The sequence below is a fragment of the Pseudoalteromonas rubra genome (genome assembly GCF_005887095.1).
GTDB lineage: Bacteria > Pseudomonadota > Gammaproteobacteria > Enterobacterales > Alteromonadaceae > Pseudoalteromonas > Pseudoalteromonas rubra_E.
Genome location: NZ_PNCI01000016.1, coordinates 113172 through 130687 on the forward strand (window position 1 = coordinate 113172; position 17516 = coordinate 130687).

The 17516-nt window shown below is 47.8% G+C and carries 4 protein-coding genes; all 4 read right to left on the reverse strand.

Annotated elements, in window-relative coordinates; genetic code table 11:
• Positions 1 to 179: 179 nt before the first annotated feature.
• The 4 genes from CWB99_RS07620 to CWB99_RS07635 are packed head-to-tail and all read right to left on the reverse strand — an operon-like array spanning position 180 to position 17516.
• Positions 180 to 1160 (reverse strand): TauD/TfdA family dioxygenase, encoded by a 981-nt coding sequence (locus CWB99_RS07620; protein ID WP_138551811.1) that lies wholly within the window; start codon positions 1158 to 1160, stop codon positions 180 to 182.
• A complete protein-coding gene (locus CWB99_RS07625; RefSeq protein WP_138551812.1) occupies positions 1157 to 5935 on the reverse strand; it encodes a non-ribosomal peptide synthetase in 4779 nt (1592 codons plus the stop codon). The genes CWB99_RS07620 and CWB99_RS07625 overlap by 4 nt, the downstream gene beginning before the upstream one ends.
• Complete coding sequence (locus CWB99_RS07630) at positions 5932 to 15861, reverse strand: non-ribosomal peptide synthetase (RefSeq protein WP_138551813.1); 9930 nt, start codon at positions 15859 to 15861, stop codon at positions 5932 to 5934. Before CWB99_RS07630 ends, CWB99_RS07625 begins: the two co-directional genes overlap by 4 nt.
• Positions 15861 to 17516 (reverse strand): cyclic peptide export ABC transporter, encoded by a 1656-nt coding sequence (locus CWB99_RS07635; protein WP_138551814.1) that lies wholly within the window; start codon positions 17514 to 17516, stop codon positions 15861 to 15863. The genes CWB99_RS07630 and CWB99_RS07635 overlap by 1 nt, the downstream gene beginning before the upstream one ends.

Genomic DNA, 17516 nt, shown 5'->3' on the forward strand with positions numbered 1-17516 from the left:
CTGACTTTATGTGAATTTTGAATTAACATACCCTTAAAAATGTCCTTTCCTTTATTATTATTATGAATAATATTAACAACTAACAAATTAACCCAGTTTATTGTTATAAAGTGAATTTAAAATATGGCGACCAGTAGGTTCACTTGTTCAAATTGATTGCAGATTAGTGTGCATTGATATTATCCCATCGCGACCAACACACGCCTGTCTCCGCTAAACGGTTTGCGACCATGTGCGACTAATTTATTATCTAGTAGCAGCACATCACCGGCCTTCCAGTCAAACATCACCTCTGCCTGCCTGTAGGCGTCACGAATATGCCCGATCACATCATCTGGGATCGGAGTTCCGTCCCCATAAAGTGTCACGAATGGAAAGTCCGTCAGTTTGAACGACTTTGCCAAGGTTGCCTGGAACTCCTCTGGCAAACTGGATGGATGCCAAAAAACGGCATGGTTAAACCACACGTCCTCGTTTGTTTCCGGATGTTGATGCACAACAGGACGACATTGCCGAGTTTTTAACGTTGAACCGGTGTGATCCAGGATCTCAATGTTTGCTTGCTTGCAATATGCAGCCAATGATGCTGGATCATCAGTACCAAACGACTTATGTATTGATGGGCCCATGCCAAAACCAAAACTACGATACAAACTCCAGCCCCCTCGATGCTTAAACTCTTCAATCACAGCGGGATCGATCAATGACAGCACTTTTCTGACATCTGCCAACTGTGTCTGCCCACCTTTGCTCGCCGACGTGACACAATAAAATGCCAACAACGCAGGTGGTGTCAGGACATATGAAAGCTCATTGTGTAGGAAGATCTCCTGTTCCTGAGGGAACTCGGTAGAGGTATATACACCCTTACCAACATGTGAACGGGGTGTAGCTCCTTCGGTATACTGACCTGTTTGGTCTACCATTTCTGTAACAAAGTCCTCAAACCCTTCAACGGCTCCCACATCAAAACGTCTGAAGAGAACAGCACCATAGCGCCTCAGCTCTGACTTCACTTTCGATTTGTGTTCACAAACCCAGTTAACCAGGTTGGTGCGACGTACATTTGCATCAAAAATGACGGGTAATCCAGCCTCCTCTGGAGGCTGGGCAACTATCTCTGATTTTTCCTGCTGTTCTTTCCAAGCGTTAAACTTCATGATGTAAGTTTCCTTTTTGACTTAAACCCACCAAGCTGCGCTTTAAAACTGCGGCTTACATGCTGCCGCCAGCTTTGCCTCAGGGTCGAGACACATAGTGCTGGGTCTTCTGCTACCTGAGCCAGTACAAAACTAAAACACTGCTGCAGTTTCTCAACTTGCCGTCCCTCGACCACCAGTTGGTTATAAACGATTTGCCCACTCATCCCTTTGGCAGAGTCGCTCAATACAAATGACAGGTCGTATTTTAACCCTGAGAACTCAATACTATTTTCCTGCTCCTGAGTCTCATAGACCGTATTATCATCGCCTGCTTGTGAGCCACTCTGATACACAAACTTATGTCGCAAATGTGCTTCCAGTAGACTCGCATCAACCCCTTGCATATCTTTAAGCACTTCTTTGAACGCAAAATCGCCATGCCTGAACGTGGCATTACAGGTTGCTCTGAGCTGCGTTAGTAACGCACTAAAATCACGCTCGCCTGCCAGCTCCTCAACAATTAATAGCGAGTTGACAAACATACCAACCAGGCCCTCTGTGCCTGGTACATTTCGGTTGGCGAAATCCACATTCACGGTGAACACGTCGGAGTTGGTAAATAGCGTTGTCGCCACCGCATACACGGCTATCCAAACATTAAACTCCGAACACACATTCGCTGCCGCCAGCCGACGCATTGCTTCTTGATGACTTGACTCAATATCAAAATGTACAAGTGCGCTCTCGATCCGCGGACTCGTGCCTATGCCACTTGCGAGTAACCTTGCTTCATTGAGCAAGGTTAATTGGTGCAGCCAGAATTGGCGTGGCTGGCTCAGCTCATCTTCAGTTCGACGTTGCTGCCAGTAAGCATAATCAATATATTCAATATCGCGTTTGCTAGCGGGAATTGCTCCGCCCGATTCAAGCACAGTGTAATACTCTTTCAGCGCTGCTTTGATCAAATCCATAGACCAGCCATCAACAGCGATATGTGAGAAGTTCAGTAGCACAATTTGCAACCCTTCAGCATGAGCAAAGTGATGACAATGCATCATTTCTCCACTGTATATATCCAGAGGTTGCTGTAAAACCTGTGTGATCCGGGTATTCGCGTCGCTAATAAACTGCACCTGCTCAGCCTGCTCTGAACCGGGTAATTGTTGCCGTGTTACGGATATGGCTTTGGTAGTCAAAACCTGTTGTCTGGGCTCTCCTTCTGTGCAGAAGAACCGCGTTCTCAGTACCGGCTGGTTGATCACCAGCGCTTCCAGTGCCTGCACAAAAATAGCGAGATTAAAGTCACCATCAAAGTACATTAAGAGGGGCACATTGTAGGCCGCCCCCCTGCCAAGCTCATATTCGAAAAAGACACCAGCCTGAGCCGTCGACAGAGGATATGCATCCCGGATTGGGGCCGGTTTTATCGCAGCAATCACGCTGCCAGCGGTGTCAGAAACGCGCTGAGCAATACCCTGTATGTCTGCGGCATTAAGCAGATCTTCCACTTTAATTGCCGCCTGACATGTTTGATTAAGCACACGAACCGCCTTCATTGCCAACAAAGACGTACCACCCAGCGCAAAGAAATTATCTGCCATCCCGATATGATTTATCGACAAAAGTGACTGTATGACATCACACACCTGTTTTTCTACTTCCGTCTCAGGCGCGCGAAAGTGTGCTGCACTTTGCTTTTTTTGTGGAACGGGTAACGCTTGAATATCGACCTTTCCATTGCTGGTCAATGGCAATGACTGTAGCGCCACAATGTGGGTCGGTAACATATGTCGGGGAAGATGGGATGCTAAAAATGCCTGCAGTGATTTCTCAACGTCTGACTGAGCAAGCTGACAAACCACGTAGGCAACCAGGTAGGCACCCGATGGGTTAGGTACCACTCTGACGATACAGCTCTCGATACCTGAGAAGGTGTTAATGTATGCTTCAATTTCTTGCAATTCGATGCGATAGCCACGAATTTTAACCTGTTCGTCAATACGACCGAGATATCGGGTGTCTCCATTTTCGTCGATCCGAACCAGATCGCCCGTCCGATACATCCGCTGTGGCGCCCCATTCAAGTCGGTAACATATGGATCCTGAGTGAATACGCTTGACGTTAGTTCAGGTTGTCCTAAATATCCTCTCGCAACGCCAGGACCAGCAATATACAGCTCACCAATCCCACCGCGCGGTACCAAAGCCTGGTTTTCATCCAGCACATAGTACTTCATGTTTGCATTGGGCTGACCTATCGTAATGGCTGCCGATGAACAAAGTGGTTTGATTGATGAACAAATAGATGCCTCTGTCGGGCCATAGGCATTGAAGACAGATTTGCTTTCTTCTAACCAAGGCGCAACGACCTCAGGTTTACACTCTTCACCACCCACAATCACAGTATCAATGTGCGGTAAAGCCGATGCTTCGAGCGTTTCTAGTATCGAAGGCGTCATCATAATGTGCGTCACATCGGTATAGTGTTGCAATTCTGAATGCAAGTCCTGGGTTGTCGCCAGGCGCAGTGTCGCGCCAGATGTGAGCGCCATAAATATCACCCAAGCCGCCGCATCAAAGCTCAATGATGTAGACTGAAACAACGTGCTTTGTGCTGTCACTGAAAACGTGCTTTGACAGTGCATCAGGGTATTGACGACGCCTAAGTGTTCAACCATGACCCCCTTTGGTTTACCACTGGACCCTGAGGTAAAAATAACATAGGCCAGATCGTTCAGTGCGACATCGGGGCAATGATTCTTAACAGACTCAATGGCGTGTACATGCTGAGCGTCATCGCTCATCCCCACCATGATCGCATCGGATACCATACTGGTGCCCTGCTCAATCGTTGCCATATCACATAGTAGAACAGCAATGTTTGCCCGCTCAATCATATACTCAATGCGTGCCTGTGGATAAGCAGGGTCAAGAGGCACATACGCAGCTCCCACTTTCAGTGCCCCGAGAATAGCAATGACCATATCTGCCGAACGAGTCGCATAGACCCCAATGCAAGCACCTGGTCCAATGCCAGAGTGTGTTTGTAACCGCTCAGCAACTTGCTCTGCACGGAGATTAAGCTCTGCATAACTCAATGACGCATCACCCCAAGCAACGGCCACCTTATCCGGATTTTGCAAAGCCTGCTGTTCGACCAGATAATGAAGCGGCTTAGCAATCGCTAAATCAACGGACTGACTGGACTGAGGTGCAAGGGTTTGCTGTACTTCAGCATCGGGGATGAGGGGCAAGGCAGCCGGAGCCTGATACGCGCTCACACCATGCTCAGCGAGTGTTGCTAACAAGTGGCCAAAATGAACACTCAATGCTGACACATCGGCTTCACTGAATAAGCCACAATTATAAATCCAGTGGATCGCACCGCTTTCCCGGCTAAACTGACAATCTATATGCAAATCATACTTTGTTTGCAGTATAGGTAAGCTCAATGGCTCGAGTTTGGCGCCACCCAGCGCAACGGGCCCCTGAGGCTCGCCGCCAACAGAAAACTGCCCGTCCAGTGTCAACAGGATCTGAAATAATGGAGAGGCCGAACCTGTACCGCTCAGCCCGAGGGCCTCAACAATCGCATCAAAAGCGATATCCTGATTTGCCTGCGCATCCACATTGACTGTGCGAACACGCTCAAAATACTCACTTAACTGGTCATATCGTGTATCAACCCGCAACGCCAGCATATTCACAAAAAAGCCGAATAGAGGTTCAAGCTCTTTTTGGTTTCGCCCCGCAATGGGCGTGCCGATAACAATATCATGGCTGTTGCTGAAACGACTCAGTAACAGCGCCAGCAAGCCGTGTAACAAAGCAAACACAGTGAGGTTATGTTGTTGTGCGATATCCTTTAGTTGCGACACCTGCTGTGCCGATAGCGTATAGCTGACCGCAGCACCATCATGCGTTGGAGTCAGGGTTCTTGGCAAGCTCGACGGCAGGCTATGCATCACAGGTGCATCAGCCAGCTGTTTCTGCCAATACTGCAATTGTTTGTTTAACGCACTTTGCGTCCCTTTAGACTGCTGCCACACCGCGTAATCAGCATACTGTATCGGTAATTCAGATATATCAGCAGTACCGTCAACCTGGTTATATAGTGCGAAAAACTCCCGTGTAAAGATGTCCATTGACCAGCCATCAGAGGCAATGTGATGCATCACTAACGCCAGCGCGCCTTCCGCAGCGCCGGTCGCAATATACGTTGCCCGGAGCATCAGGTCCTGACTCAAGTCAAATGTATATTGAGTGGCTTGTTTCATCAACTCTAATACTTGGGCTGCCTGCGCAGATGCATCCAACTGGCGTAGATCAAAATGCTGCACGTTAAATACGACATCCTCAGCAGCAAGAATACGCTGATAAGGCTCACCGTTTTTCTGAGCATATACGGTACGCAAGATCTCATGTCTGCCAATAATCTGCTTTACGACTGACTCAAAGCGTTCAACGTCGAATTCGCCGAGCACTTTAAAGGTTGAAACCATATTGTAATGTGCTGAGCCACCCAACATATGATCAACAAGGTACAAACGTTTTTGAGCCGACGACAAGGGCAAATACGGAATATTACCGGCGCGTTTCGTTATTGCCGGTGTCCGCTGAGCATGAGAGTTTAACTGCAATAAAAATGCTTTCAGCGTATCTTTATGCGTGCGTAGCATATGCTTTGCTTCATCACTCAGGCCTTTAGGGAGCTTTAAGTTAACCTGTCCATTGACCACTTCAAATAACACTCCTTGCTCTTTTAGGCGTGTAAATACTTCATTTCCGGTCACAGTGAAAAGTCCTCGTAATCATCGGTAGAGAGCTGCTCATCGACCCCCTGGGATACCATAGTTACATCTTCGATCAACGATACAAGCTCGCTAATTGTTTGATACTTAAATAACTCCTGCACACTGAGCGACACCGCAAACCGTGCATTCACCTCATTTAACATGCGTATGCCTAAAATTGAGTGACCACCTAACTCAAAGAAATTCGCATGAATGCAGAGCTGGGCTTGGTCAATTTCAAGTAATCCAGACCAGATTTCACATAGCAGGCGTTGCTGCTCTGTGCTGGGTGATGTGACGACACGCTGTGCCGTCACCATCTCAGGCTCGGGCAGGGCTTTTTTGTCGACTTTACCATTCGGTGTTTTTGGCCATTCACCGACCGTCACCAACTGATGAGGCAACATGTGGGGGGGGACTAACCGAGCCAAAGCAGTGCGTACCTCTGCCACAGTCAGCGCATTGCCTGGTTCATCTGCATTAAGCCGGACATACGCAATCAATTGCACTGCTGAGGCTTTTTCTTTAGCAACCACCAAGGCAGATTCAACCTCAGGCAATTGCCCAAGGTGATATTCAATCTCCCCGAGCTCCACACGCAATCCGCGAATTTTAACCTGATGATCGGTTCTACCCAGGTACTCAATCGCACCATCGTGACGTAACCTTGCCAAATCACCAGTGCGATAAAGACGCGGCGAACTGTTTTGACGACCGGCTTCATAGTAAGGGTTTTTGACGAATCGCTCTGCGGTCAACTCCGCACGGTTCAGGTAGCCTCGCGCCAGGCAATCTCCGCCAATATAGAGCTCACCCACACTGCCATGCGGCGTCAGTTGCTGGCTGTCATCCAGAATAATCAACTGAGTATTATCAATTGGTCGCCCGATAGGCACTGTGCTTTGGTTGTCCCCGGCACAATCCCAGTAGCTGACATCGATAGCAGCTTCTGTTGGCCCATACAGGTTATGTAACTCAACCTCAGGGCGCTGTGCATACAACTCTGTGACATGGTTCAGCGCTAACGCCTCACCGCTACAAAAAATCTGTTTGATGCTGTGACAATGTGACAAACTGCCGTGCTCGAGGATCACACCCAGCATAGAGGGCACAAAGTGCAACTTGGTAATGCCAGCCGTTTGAATAATCTCACTCAGATACTGAGGATCTTTATGCCCTTCTGGGCGTGCCATTACCAACTGGCCGCCATATCCCAATGTCCACAAGAATTCCCACACTGACACATCAAAGCCAAACGGCGTTTTTTGTAGTACTGAGTCGCTCGACGTCATGCCATATTGGTTGTGCATCCAATGCACGCGATTAAACAAGGCCTGATGCTCAACCATGACACCTTTTGGCAGCCCGGTGGAACCAGAAGTATAAATAACATAAGCCAAATTCCGTGCATGAAGCCCAAGTTCACGGACTGACAAATTGAGCGGGCTCAACTGAACAAGGTCGCTGCTGCTGTCATTCAGACACTGTGCAAGTATTATTTCTTGTCCGGTAAAAGGCACCGGCAATGGGTGCTGAGCGTGACTCAGCACCAATTCAACCCCCGCGTCTTCAAGCATATGTGCCAGTCGACCATCAGGCAAACTGGGGTCAAGCGGTAAATAGGCGGCCCCGGCTTTGAGTATGGCCAGTAGCGCCACCACCATCTCTATCGAACGCTCAGCATACAGGCCGACGATGGCATCAGGTGTCAGTGTCGCCTGAGTACGAATATACCGAGCCAGTTGGTTTGCCTGGCTATTTAGCTCACCATACGTTAGTGAACGGCACTCATAAGTGACCGCGATCTGATTAGGCTGCATTTCTGCATGTTGCTCAAATAACTGATGAATGCATGTCTGTGATGCATACTCGACAGCGGTCTCATTTAGCCCGTATAGCAGGGCCTGCTGCGCTTGACTGTCCAGCATTGTCAGGCTAGTTAGTGAGGTCTGTTGCGGATCGCGCACCTTAGATAAACTCTCTGCCAACTGGCAAAAGTGGGTGTTTAGCTGCTCGATAGACTCATTGCTGAATAACGCATCATCATAAACCCAGGTAATGCCAACCTCTTCACCCGAAAAGTCAAAATTCACTTCCAGATCAAACTTACTGAAAGCCGCGCCCAGATCAGCCGGTGTTAACGTTGCACCAGGTAACGACAGTGCATGGTGCTGCTCTGTATCCAACATGCCGTAGTCATTGCTGGACGTCATCAATATCTGGAAGAGTGGACTGTGACTGGTATCTCTCGCCGCCTGCAGTTGCTCTACCAGAAAATCAAACGGAATATCCTGATTAGACTGTGCACTTGAATGCACGTCTCGGATATGTGAAAAATAAGAAGCAACCGCTTGCGACCCAGTATTGAGCCTCAACACTAGGGTATTTACAAACAAACCAACCAAGGATTCCAACGCCAATTGAGTCCGGTTAGCCACAGGGGTACCAATCACAATGTCATGTGTCCCGCTGTGTCTGGATATCAGCACTGCCAACAACCCATGCATCAACATAAACGGGGTTAAATCATGCGCTCTGGCAAGCGCCCGCAGTTGCTGTGTCGAAGATTCATCAAGATGTCCATTCACCACGCCTGCCATATGTTGCTTTATTGGCGGTCTGGTATTGTCCAGAGGCAAGCTGTGAACCACTGGCAAATCATACAACTGCGCTTGCCAATAGGCTAGCTGCTCATCGACAGCCTCGCTTTGTAAATAGTTTCGCTGCCACTGTGCATAATCACGATATTGGATCGGCAATGCGGGCAAATGCAGTGTCTCTCCCGTAACATTCGCCTGATAAAGACTGCAGAACTCATTAGCCAAGACTTCTAAAGACCACCCATCTGACACAATATGGTGCATGTTAAACAACAACACAGCTGAGTCTGAGCTGAGGGTGATTAGCGTAACGCGTATCGGCAAATCATTTTCTAAGTCAAAAGAATAGGTCATCGCTTCGGAGATGATTTCGGCGACTTTTAATTCCTGCGTTCCAGCTTCGATATGAAGTAAATCATGCACCTCGACAGGAAGTTCATCCGCAGCACTTTTCACCTGATAAATGATACCGTCACGTTCTATAAAGCGGCTTAATAACACCTGCTGACGTTGGAGTATCTGAGCGCCCGTCTTCTTAACTATGTCAATGTCAAGCTGGCCAGAGACCTTAAACAAGCTAGGAAGGTTATATTCTGTTGACTGCCCCTGGAGTTTATCGATAAACCACATACGCTGCTGGCTATAAGACGCCGGAGCTATCTCATCTAAGCCACTATACGCCTCAAGTTTGAGGGCAGACTCTTGCGGTGTCTGACTGTCCAGATTGGCGGCAATTGCGGCAATGGTTGGCTGATTAAAGATATCAGCCAAAGGCAGCGTCTTATCAAACTGCTGCCGAATGAGCGACGCCAGTTTTACTACGCTAAGTGAGTGACCACCTAATTCAAAAAACTTACTGCGCGTGCTAATTTGCTCACCTGGCAGTGCAAGCAAATCTGCCCAGATGTCTACCAGTACTCGCTCAGTGTCGTTCTCGGGCGGCTGATAGCACTGCTGCGACATATCGGCTTCAGGTGTATCCAGACGCGCAGTATCAATCTTGCCATTGGTGGTGAGTGGCCAATCTTCAACCAGAACCAAATACTGAGGTACCATATAACTCGCGAGTTGCGTTTCAAGCCCCCGCTTTAACTCGGCCAGTAATGCTTCTTTCCTGATCCATGCAGCCTGGCTAGGTTTGATGTAGGCAACCAAATGGTCTGCCCCGCCAACCTGGCACACACGCACCAGACAAGAATCCACACTCATGTCCGTACTAAGACAATACTCAATTTCTGCCAACTCAATACGAAAACCGCGTAACTGCACCTGATTATCTAGTCGACCAACATAGTGCAAGCCGTCCACTGAATCGTGGCGCACTAAATCACCGGTACGATAAAACCGTGATGCCTTGCCACTGAATGTCAGTGCTTGGAATGCATGACGGGTCATGTCTGCTTGATTCAGATATCGCGCGGCCAACCCTGCACCACTCACCCACAACTCACCGATGCCACCTGAGGGCGTCAAAGTCAGATCTGGTTGCAATACCACAGCAGTGTGCCCGGGTATCATCTGGCCAAGCGGAGCAAATTGTCCCAGCGACTGAATATTCGTGTGGTTCACTTCGAATGCCGTAACCACATGCGTCTCAGTTGGCCCATAATGATTAAATACTTTACGTGCAGGGTCTTGCTCTATCCAGGTACGGATAGCTGACGTTAGTTCACATGCTTCACCCGCTAGGAAAACGTCCTTCAAAGCTATATCGGGCGCACTGTCCGCCCATTCCTGTGTCAGGATGTCGAAGACTTTTGGTGGGAGAAATGCACGTTCAACATGTTGCCAAATAGCATCATGTGCAAGCGCCAGTAGATCCTCTTTGAGGGTTTGATCGATCAGATGCAGTTCTGACCCGGTCAGCAAGGCCGAAAAGATTTCCTGCACCGACACATCGAACGTATAGGGCGCAAATTGCAGTGTATTGTGTCGACTGTGCGAGCACAGTGTCGCATCGACTAGATTAACAATGGTGCGATGTGTCTGACAGATCCCTTTGGGCATCCCGGTCGAACCAGAGGTATAGATGACATAAGCTAGCTGATCCACCGCCACGTGCACAGCATCTTTGAGTGCTGTGTCACTGACAGATGTCAGCAACAGTGACGGGGCCACACTGAAAGCACCTTGGTCAATGTCGAATACCGTACCATCAAATTGCGCAAAACGATCGACAAACTCCTGATGACAGATCACGGTTGCCATAGCCGTATCGGCTATCTGATGCAGCAGGCGCTGTTGCGGGGCATGCGCATCAAGCGGCACATAGGCTCCCCCGGCTTTCAATACGGCGAGCATGGCAACGATGGTATCAATTGAGCGATTCAGACATAAGCCCACTAAACTGCCGGGCTGCACATCAAATTGTGTTTGTAACACATGTGCCAGTTGTTGCGCTCTTTTTTCCAGCACCTCATAGGTGATTGTCTGCGCACCATGACGAACCGCAATATCCCCTGCAAAACGTGTTGCCGCTTTCGAAAACATCTGATGTAAAGAGGTATTATTCTGTGTATTTGCGGGTGTGTGGAGCTCGGTAAGCTGCTGTGCCGCCTCTGACTGGCTTAACATAGGGAGCTGCTGCAGCAATGTGCTCGACGGCTGACACTCAGACAGCGCAGTCAGTACGTTCGCCAAATGTTGAACAAGTAATTCAATCCGTGCTTGTGTGAACAAACTGGTCGCATAGTTAAACTCAATATGGACCCCATCATTACTGATGTACAGGCCAGCTTCTATGTCAAATTTACAGAACCCGTTCTCTGTTTGCCATGGCTCGATACGCAGACTGGGGTCGTTATCCAGGGTCTGCGCCTGCACACCAAATTCCGTATGTGTCAGTAATAACACCTGGAATAGCGGAGAAAATGCTGTACTGCGCTCGATATTGAGCTCATCAACTAATTTCTCAAACGGGATATCCTGATTTTCCAGTGCCTCGACATGTACTTGCTTCACATGCTGAATATAATCGTCAAGCTGTGCAAAATCCGTGTTTACTCTGAGCGCTATCGTATTCACGAAGCACCCAATCAAAGCAGCCAGCTGCGGATGTTGCCGGTTCGCCACAGGGGTACCAATGACGATATCGGTGCGATTACTGTGACGGGCCAACACTAAAGACAAGGCGGCATGCAGCAACATAAATGGCGTGATATTAAAATGCTCGGCAAGACCAGTCAGTGCCGTCGATACCTGCGCAGGTAATCTGTGCTCTACCTTAGCACCGGCATAACGCTGCTCTGCAGGACGGACATAATCTAACGGCAGGCCATGGATGGTCGGCGCATCACTTAACTGATGCTGCCAATATCTCAGTTGCTGATCTGCTTCAGGTTGAGACAAGTATGCCGACTGCCAGTGTGCATAATCTATGTATTGTACTTCGGGCTTTGACAGGGTCCGGGGTACCCCTTCTGTCAGCGCAATATAACGCTGCGCAAACTCATGCTTGACCAACTCAATTGACCAGCCATCTGCCGCAATATGGTGCATATTCACAACCAGCACACCCTCAGCTGGTGACAACTGAATATAGTGCACCCGAATCATCAAATCTGTTGCAAGCGCAAACACATGCTGCGCTTCATTAATCAGTAACCGGTCAATATGGGCTGATTGCTGTGCAGGCATGACACGGGTCAGATCGATAAGCCCAATGGTAAAGTGAATATCGCTTGTCGCCTGCACGCTTTGCCAGGTTTCTTCCTCCCCCAGATACACCGTTCTCAATATCTCATGGCTATCAATGATTTCAAGAAAAGCACGTTCAGCGATAGCAACGTCAAATTGGCCCGTTATTTTGAACGCACTGAAAATATTGTATTCAGCTGATCCACCCTGCAACTTATCTAAGAACCAGAGTCGCTGTTGGGCATGTGACAGCGGGTAGAGCTTGAGGTTACGTTCTAGCGGCACAATTTGGTTCGTATTGGCAGACAGTTGAGACACTGACAACTCAGTGACACATCGTTCAGCCAGGTTTTTAATGGTCGGGCGTTCAAAAAAGTCTGCCAGTTTGATGCCAAGCCCAGACTCTTTTTTAAGCATCGAATTGAGGCGAATAGCGAGTAACGAGTTCCCTCCGATCGCAAAGAAATTAGTCGTTGTACCGATGTCGTCGGCGGGTATACCCAGCAAAGTTGACCACAGTGCCACCAGCTGCTTTTCCAGTTCAGATACCGGCACAACACGCTCGGCCTCAGCCGCAGCCACCTCTGTTTTAACCAGTTGTAACTGGTCAATCTTGCCGTTCACCGTCAGCGGCCATTCAGTTAGCACCATCAATACATTGGGTACCATGTATCCCGGCACTTTTTTTGCCAGCTGCGCGCGAATATGTTGTAAAGTCTCCGGCTCAGAGGTCTCAATACCCGGGGCTAATTCAACAAAACCAACCAGGCGCTTTTCATGTCCCTCTCCTTGCACCACAACCGCCGCCAGTTCAACTTCGGGTAAAGCCTCCAAATGAAACGCAATTTCACTTAATTCAATTCGGTATCCCATCATCTTGATCTGGCTATCCGTTCGGCCGACAAACTCAATGTGACCCTGCTCCGTCATGCGAACCAAATCACCGGTGCGGTAGATACGCTCACTCGATGATGGCCACTGCGGATCATAATATGGGTTAGGAACAAACCGCTCTTCGGTAAGCTCCGGGCGATTAAAGTACCCCCTTGCCAGTCCTCTTCCCCCGATATAAAGCTCACCGATGGCACCCTGAGGCGTCAATTGCTGTTGCGCATTGAGCACCAGCAATGACGTGTTATACATTGGTTTGCCGATAGGAATAGGCGCTTGTTCAACCGCAACCTGTTCAATCGCACACCATATGGTTGCTTCCGTGGGACCATAGGCATTGAAGAATCTTGGTAAATGCTGCCAGCGTTGACGCGTTCTGGGTTCACACGCTTCTCCCCCAGAGATAACCACCTCTATGGTACCGAGCGGTTCCGGATCTATTTCAGCAAGGATCGAGGGGGTCATCATCAAATGAGTCACAGAGCCAAGCTGCTCCAGCTCATGCTGCATGTCGAGGCTGGCAGAGACGGTCATCTGCGCCCCGGTGCATAAACACATCCATACCACCCCCGAGGCCACATCGAATCCAAATGCGGTTGAATGATAGAAATGGCTCTGAGACGTCACGCCAAACTGCGTAAAATTATCAACGATAGCGTTCACAAGCGCGGCATGCTCAATCATGACGCCTTTCGGGTTGCCCGTAGAACCGGAGGTGTAATTGATGTAGGCCAGGCTATCAGCCGCCACTTCTATGTCTGGTGCTGACCGCGCTGATTTCGCAATTTGTTGTTTGGTTTGCGCATCATCTAATACCACATAGGTCAGCATATCGTCTGGTGCAGCGAGTGACTCAAGACAAGCCTCAGAGGTCACCACCAGCGCCACCTGAGAATCAGCTATCATATATCTGATCCTGTCAGTTGGATTGCTGGGGTCCAGCGGTACATAGGTCCCGCCAGCTTGCAAAATCGCAACCAAAGATACCACCATGTCTACGGAACGCTCTATAAATACGCCGACTCTGGTGTGAGCAGAAACGCCACCATGAGTCACCAAATAATTCGCCAGCTGGTTAGCACGTTCGTATAGTTCGCGATAGGTGATAGAGTGTCCGGAATAACTCACTGCGGGGTTATCTGGTACCCGGGCAACTTGCTGTTCGAAATAATGCTGAATACACACGTTGTCAGGAATATCCTGCGCCGAGTCATTAAACTCGCGGAGTAAATAAGCCTGCTCCTGCGGGCTTAACATCGTGATGTCAGTTACCTTAGCACAATTAATATCCTCAATGCTGGCCATCTCAGTCAACACATTGGCGACATGCGTGCAATAGCGTTCAATTGAAGCCTGTTCAAACAAACTGGTATCGTAAGTAAAGTTCAATAGCACGGAATCGTCTTCCAGGTGCAAATTGATCTCCATATCACATTTACAGTATACCTGCGGGCTGGGCAAAATGGCTACGTGTGCAGAAGATGCTTCGTCCTGTTGTGAGCTCAAACCACTTTGACCATGTAGCATAATCTGGAACACTGGCATATGCGCTGCGGTTCTTGGCACATCCAGCTCTTCAACCAACTGCTCAAAAGGCACGGCCTGGTTCTTGTGCGCGTCTGCATGTACAGACTTTACATGTTCAATATACGCATCCAAAGCGACGTGTTCGGTGTTTACTCGTAACACTAAATTATTGACAAAAAAGCCGACTAAGGACTGTAAAGACGATTGCTCCCGGCCAGAGATCGGAGTGCCGACGACAATATCTGAAGTGTTACTGTGACGTGCTAACACTAAGCTCAAAGCGGCATGTAATAAAACAAACGGCGTTGTTTCGAGCTGTCCCGCTAAGGCTTTTAAGCGACCAGCAATTTCGGCTCCCAGCACACGCTCTACCTGTGCGCCTGCATATTGTTTTTCTGTTGGTCTGGGGTGATCAAGCGCCAGGCTATGTACAGCAGGAAGGTTATTTAAATGTTCCCGCCAGTACGCAACTTGCTTTGCTATGGATTCACTCTTTACATAGTGCGCCTGCCAGCTCGCATAATCGACATATTGACGTGGCAACTCCGGCAAAGTCACGGGGCGTCCCGTCATTGCTGCATTGTACAGAGCGAGCAATTCCTGACGAACGATATCCATAGACCAGCCGTCAGAGGCAATATGATGCATTGTGAGCACAATAATATGCGCTTGCTGATGTTTACGTACAACCACCACTCTGAGCATCAAGTCTTGTTCAAGATTGAACTCAAAACACATTTCCTGCTCTAACAGTGCGTCAATGCGCTGCTGCTGAGCATCGGCTTCAAGCTCACTCAGATCCACAAACTCACATTCATATTGATGATGCTCGTTGATAACCTGGTATGGGTTACCCTGTTCATCCACTGCAATAGTGGTGCGTATTGCTTCATGTCGATTAATCAATGCCAGAATGCTGGCATTGAAATGAGACAAAGTCAGTGCCTGATCCCAAGACAGGGCAAAAGACATATTATAACTGGCACCCAAATCACTTAACTGTGCCAGTGTCCACAACCGGTTTTGTGGCGACGAGAGTGGGAACTGAGTCACTCCCGTCCTATCAAGTAACGCGATATCATGGTGCGGGTTACCCGCACCTTCATCCATGCGTTCGAGCAACTCGATAAGCGCTGCTCTATGCTCTTTTATTGTTTTTTTTAACGCATCTGGAAAATGCGTTGTTTTAGCTTTAAATTTGAGTTTGCCCTGCTCAAGGTACAAATAAATTCCCTTACTTTGCGCCTCTTTTAATATACTATTCGCTTCCATTAAAACACCTTGCTCAGGGGCTGCGTATAGTTACTGGGCACTAACTTCCCTTCATCTACTTTGTAGATTCTGTCCGCTACATTAAAGTATTTTTCATCGTGGCTAATCATTATTATTGTTTTTCCCATACTTCTTAGCTCAGGTATAATCCTTTCGTAAAAGTAAGCCCTGTATGACGGGTCCTGATCAGCGGCCCACTCATCAAAAACCAAGACTTCTTTATTTCTGGCATAGGTCAGTAATAACGCCAGGCGCTTCCGTTGACCCTGGGATAGAGAAGTTGTGGACATTTCACCCGCATTAATCTCCACCTTGTTGGATAGATGCAACTCTTCCAGGCGCGCTCTAAGATCACTTTCAGAAACTATATTCGCTTTTTCATCAAGCACATGCTTGAAAAGATAATAATCTGAAAAAATGGCACTAAATAATGATTTATAACCAAGGTCCCGAGTTGCATCCACTAACTTGCCATCGATATAAATACCACCTCTATCGACTTTATACAATCCAAGCAGGAGTTTTATGATAGAGGACTTACCAGCACCATTTCCTCCTTCAAGGATAAGCACCTCCCCTTTTTTAATGAGAACAGAAGCGGGCCCAACCTTAAAACCACTGCCATTATTGTCTGTATACTTATATACAACATCTTTCAGTTCTATCGAGCGCCAATCAGGTGCTTTAACCTGCTCATGTGACATGAAGCTATTCTGCCCTTCCATCTCAGCATCATGACCACTGTATATTTTTAAGCTGGAAAGTTTATTCAGTGAGTTTTTGCAGGTAACTACGGGTGTAATTGATGAGAGAATAAAACTAATTGGCTGCATCAGATATAGAGAAAGCATTACAAAAGAAGTAAGCACTTCCAAACTTACATTGGATAAATATATACCATAAAATACAACCGTGCCTATTACCAAAAACAGGCTGCTTGCCCCCCATGTCTGAATTAAGGTTATTATCTTATGTACACTCAGCTCTTTACGATGGGCTTCTTCCAGACAAGGATTGACTTGATGGGTAAAAAAGAACTGCTTTCTGCCTTCATCTATCGCTAACTCTTTTGCCCCATCACTCAGAGCTCTGAAGATATCGAAAATCTTATCGCCATGTTCCCTGAGTACAAATATCTTCTTGAACATTTGCATACTGCCGAAGAATGAAAGCAACAGAGAAAGTAAAAGAGAAACGAAAAATACCACAAATAGCGCGGGCGACTGATAACACAGATAGCCCATACCAAATATGATAGTTATGAAGCGAATAGAAAGACCAGGCAGTAACGCCAGACCATTAGAAATTTGGGAAATATCGAATGCCAAAGACGCTGATACCTTGCTCCCTAATTCTCTCTCTATATGCTCATAATCTGCAACCATGAACTTCTTTGCTAAAAGCGAACGCAGCTTATAGACCAGCTTGGTTGCAAACCTAGCCGTTTGCCATTGCGAGATATAAGTACACAAAAGCAGAGCAAAAAATGAACCGGAAAAGATCCAGACTGTATTAGGCGAAACTTCCTCTGCATTAATCAAAGAAGTGATTAACAACATTAAATAGATTATCAACCCAGACGAAATTATTCCGGTCAAAAATGAGACAAAGAGTGGTGCTTTATTATTGTATATTTCTTTTTTTATTGTATTCAT

What these genes read in the sequence shown, in the direction of transcription:
- CWB99_RS07620 (WP_138551811.1), bottom strand. Translation starts at nt 1,160, where the DNA reads ATGAAGTTTAACGCTTGGAAAGAACAGCAGGAAAAATCAGAGATAGTT.
- CWB99_RS07630 (WP_138551813.1), bottom strand. Translation starts at nt 15,861, where the DNA reads ATGGAAGCGAATAGTATATTAAAAGAGGCGCAAAGTAAGGGAATTTAT.
- CWB99_RS07635 (WP_138551814.1), bottom strand. Translation starts at nt 17,516, where the DNA reads ATGAATACAATAAAAAAAGAAATATACAATAATAAAGCACCACTCTTT.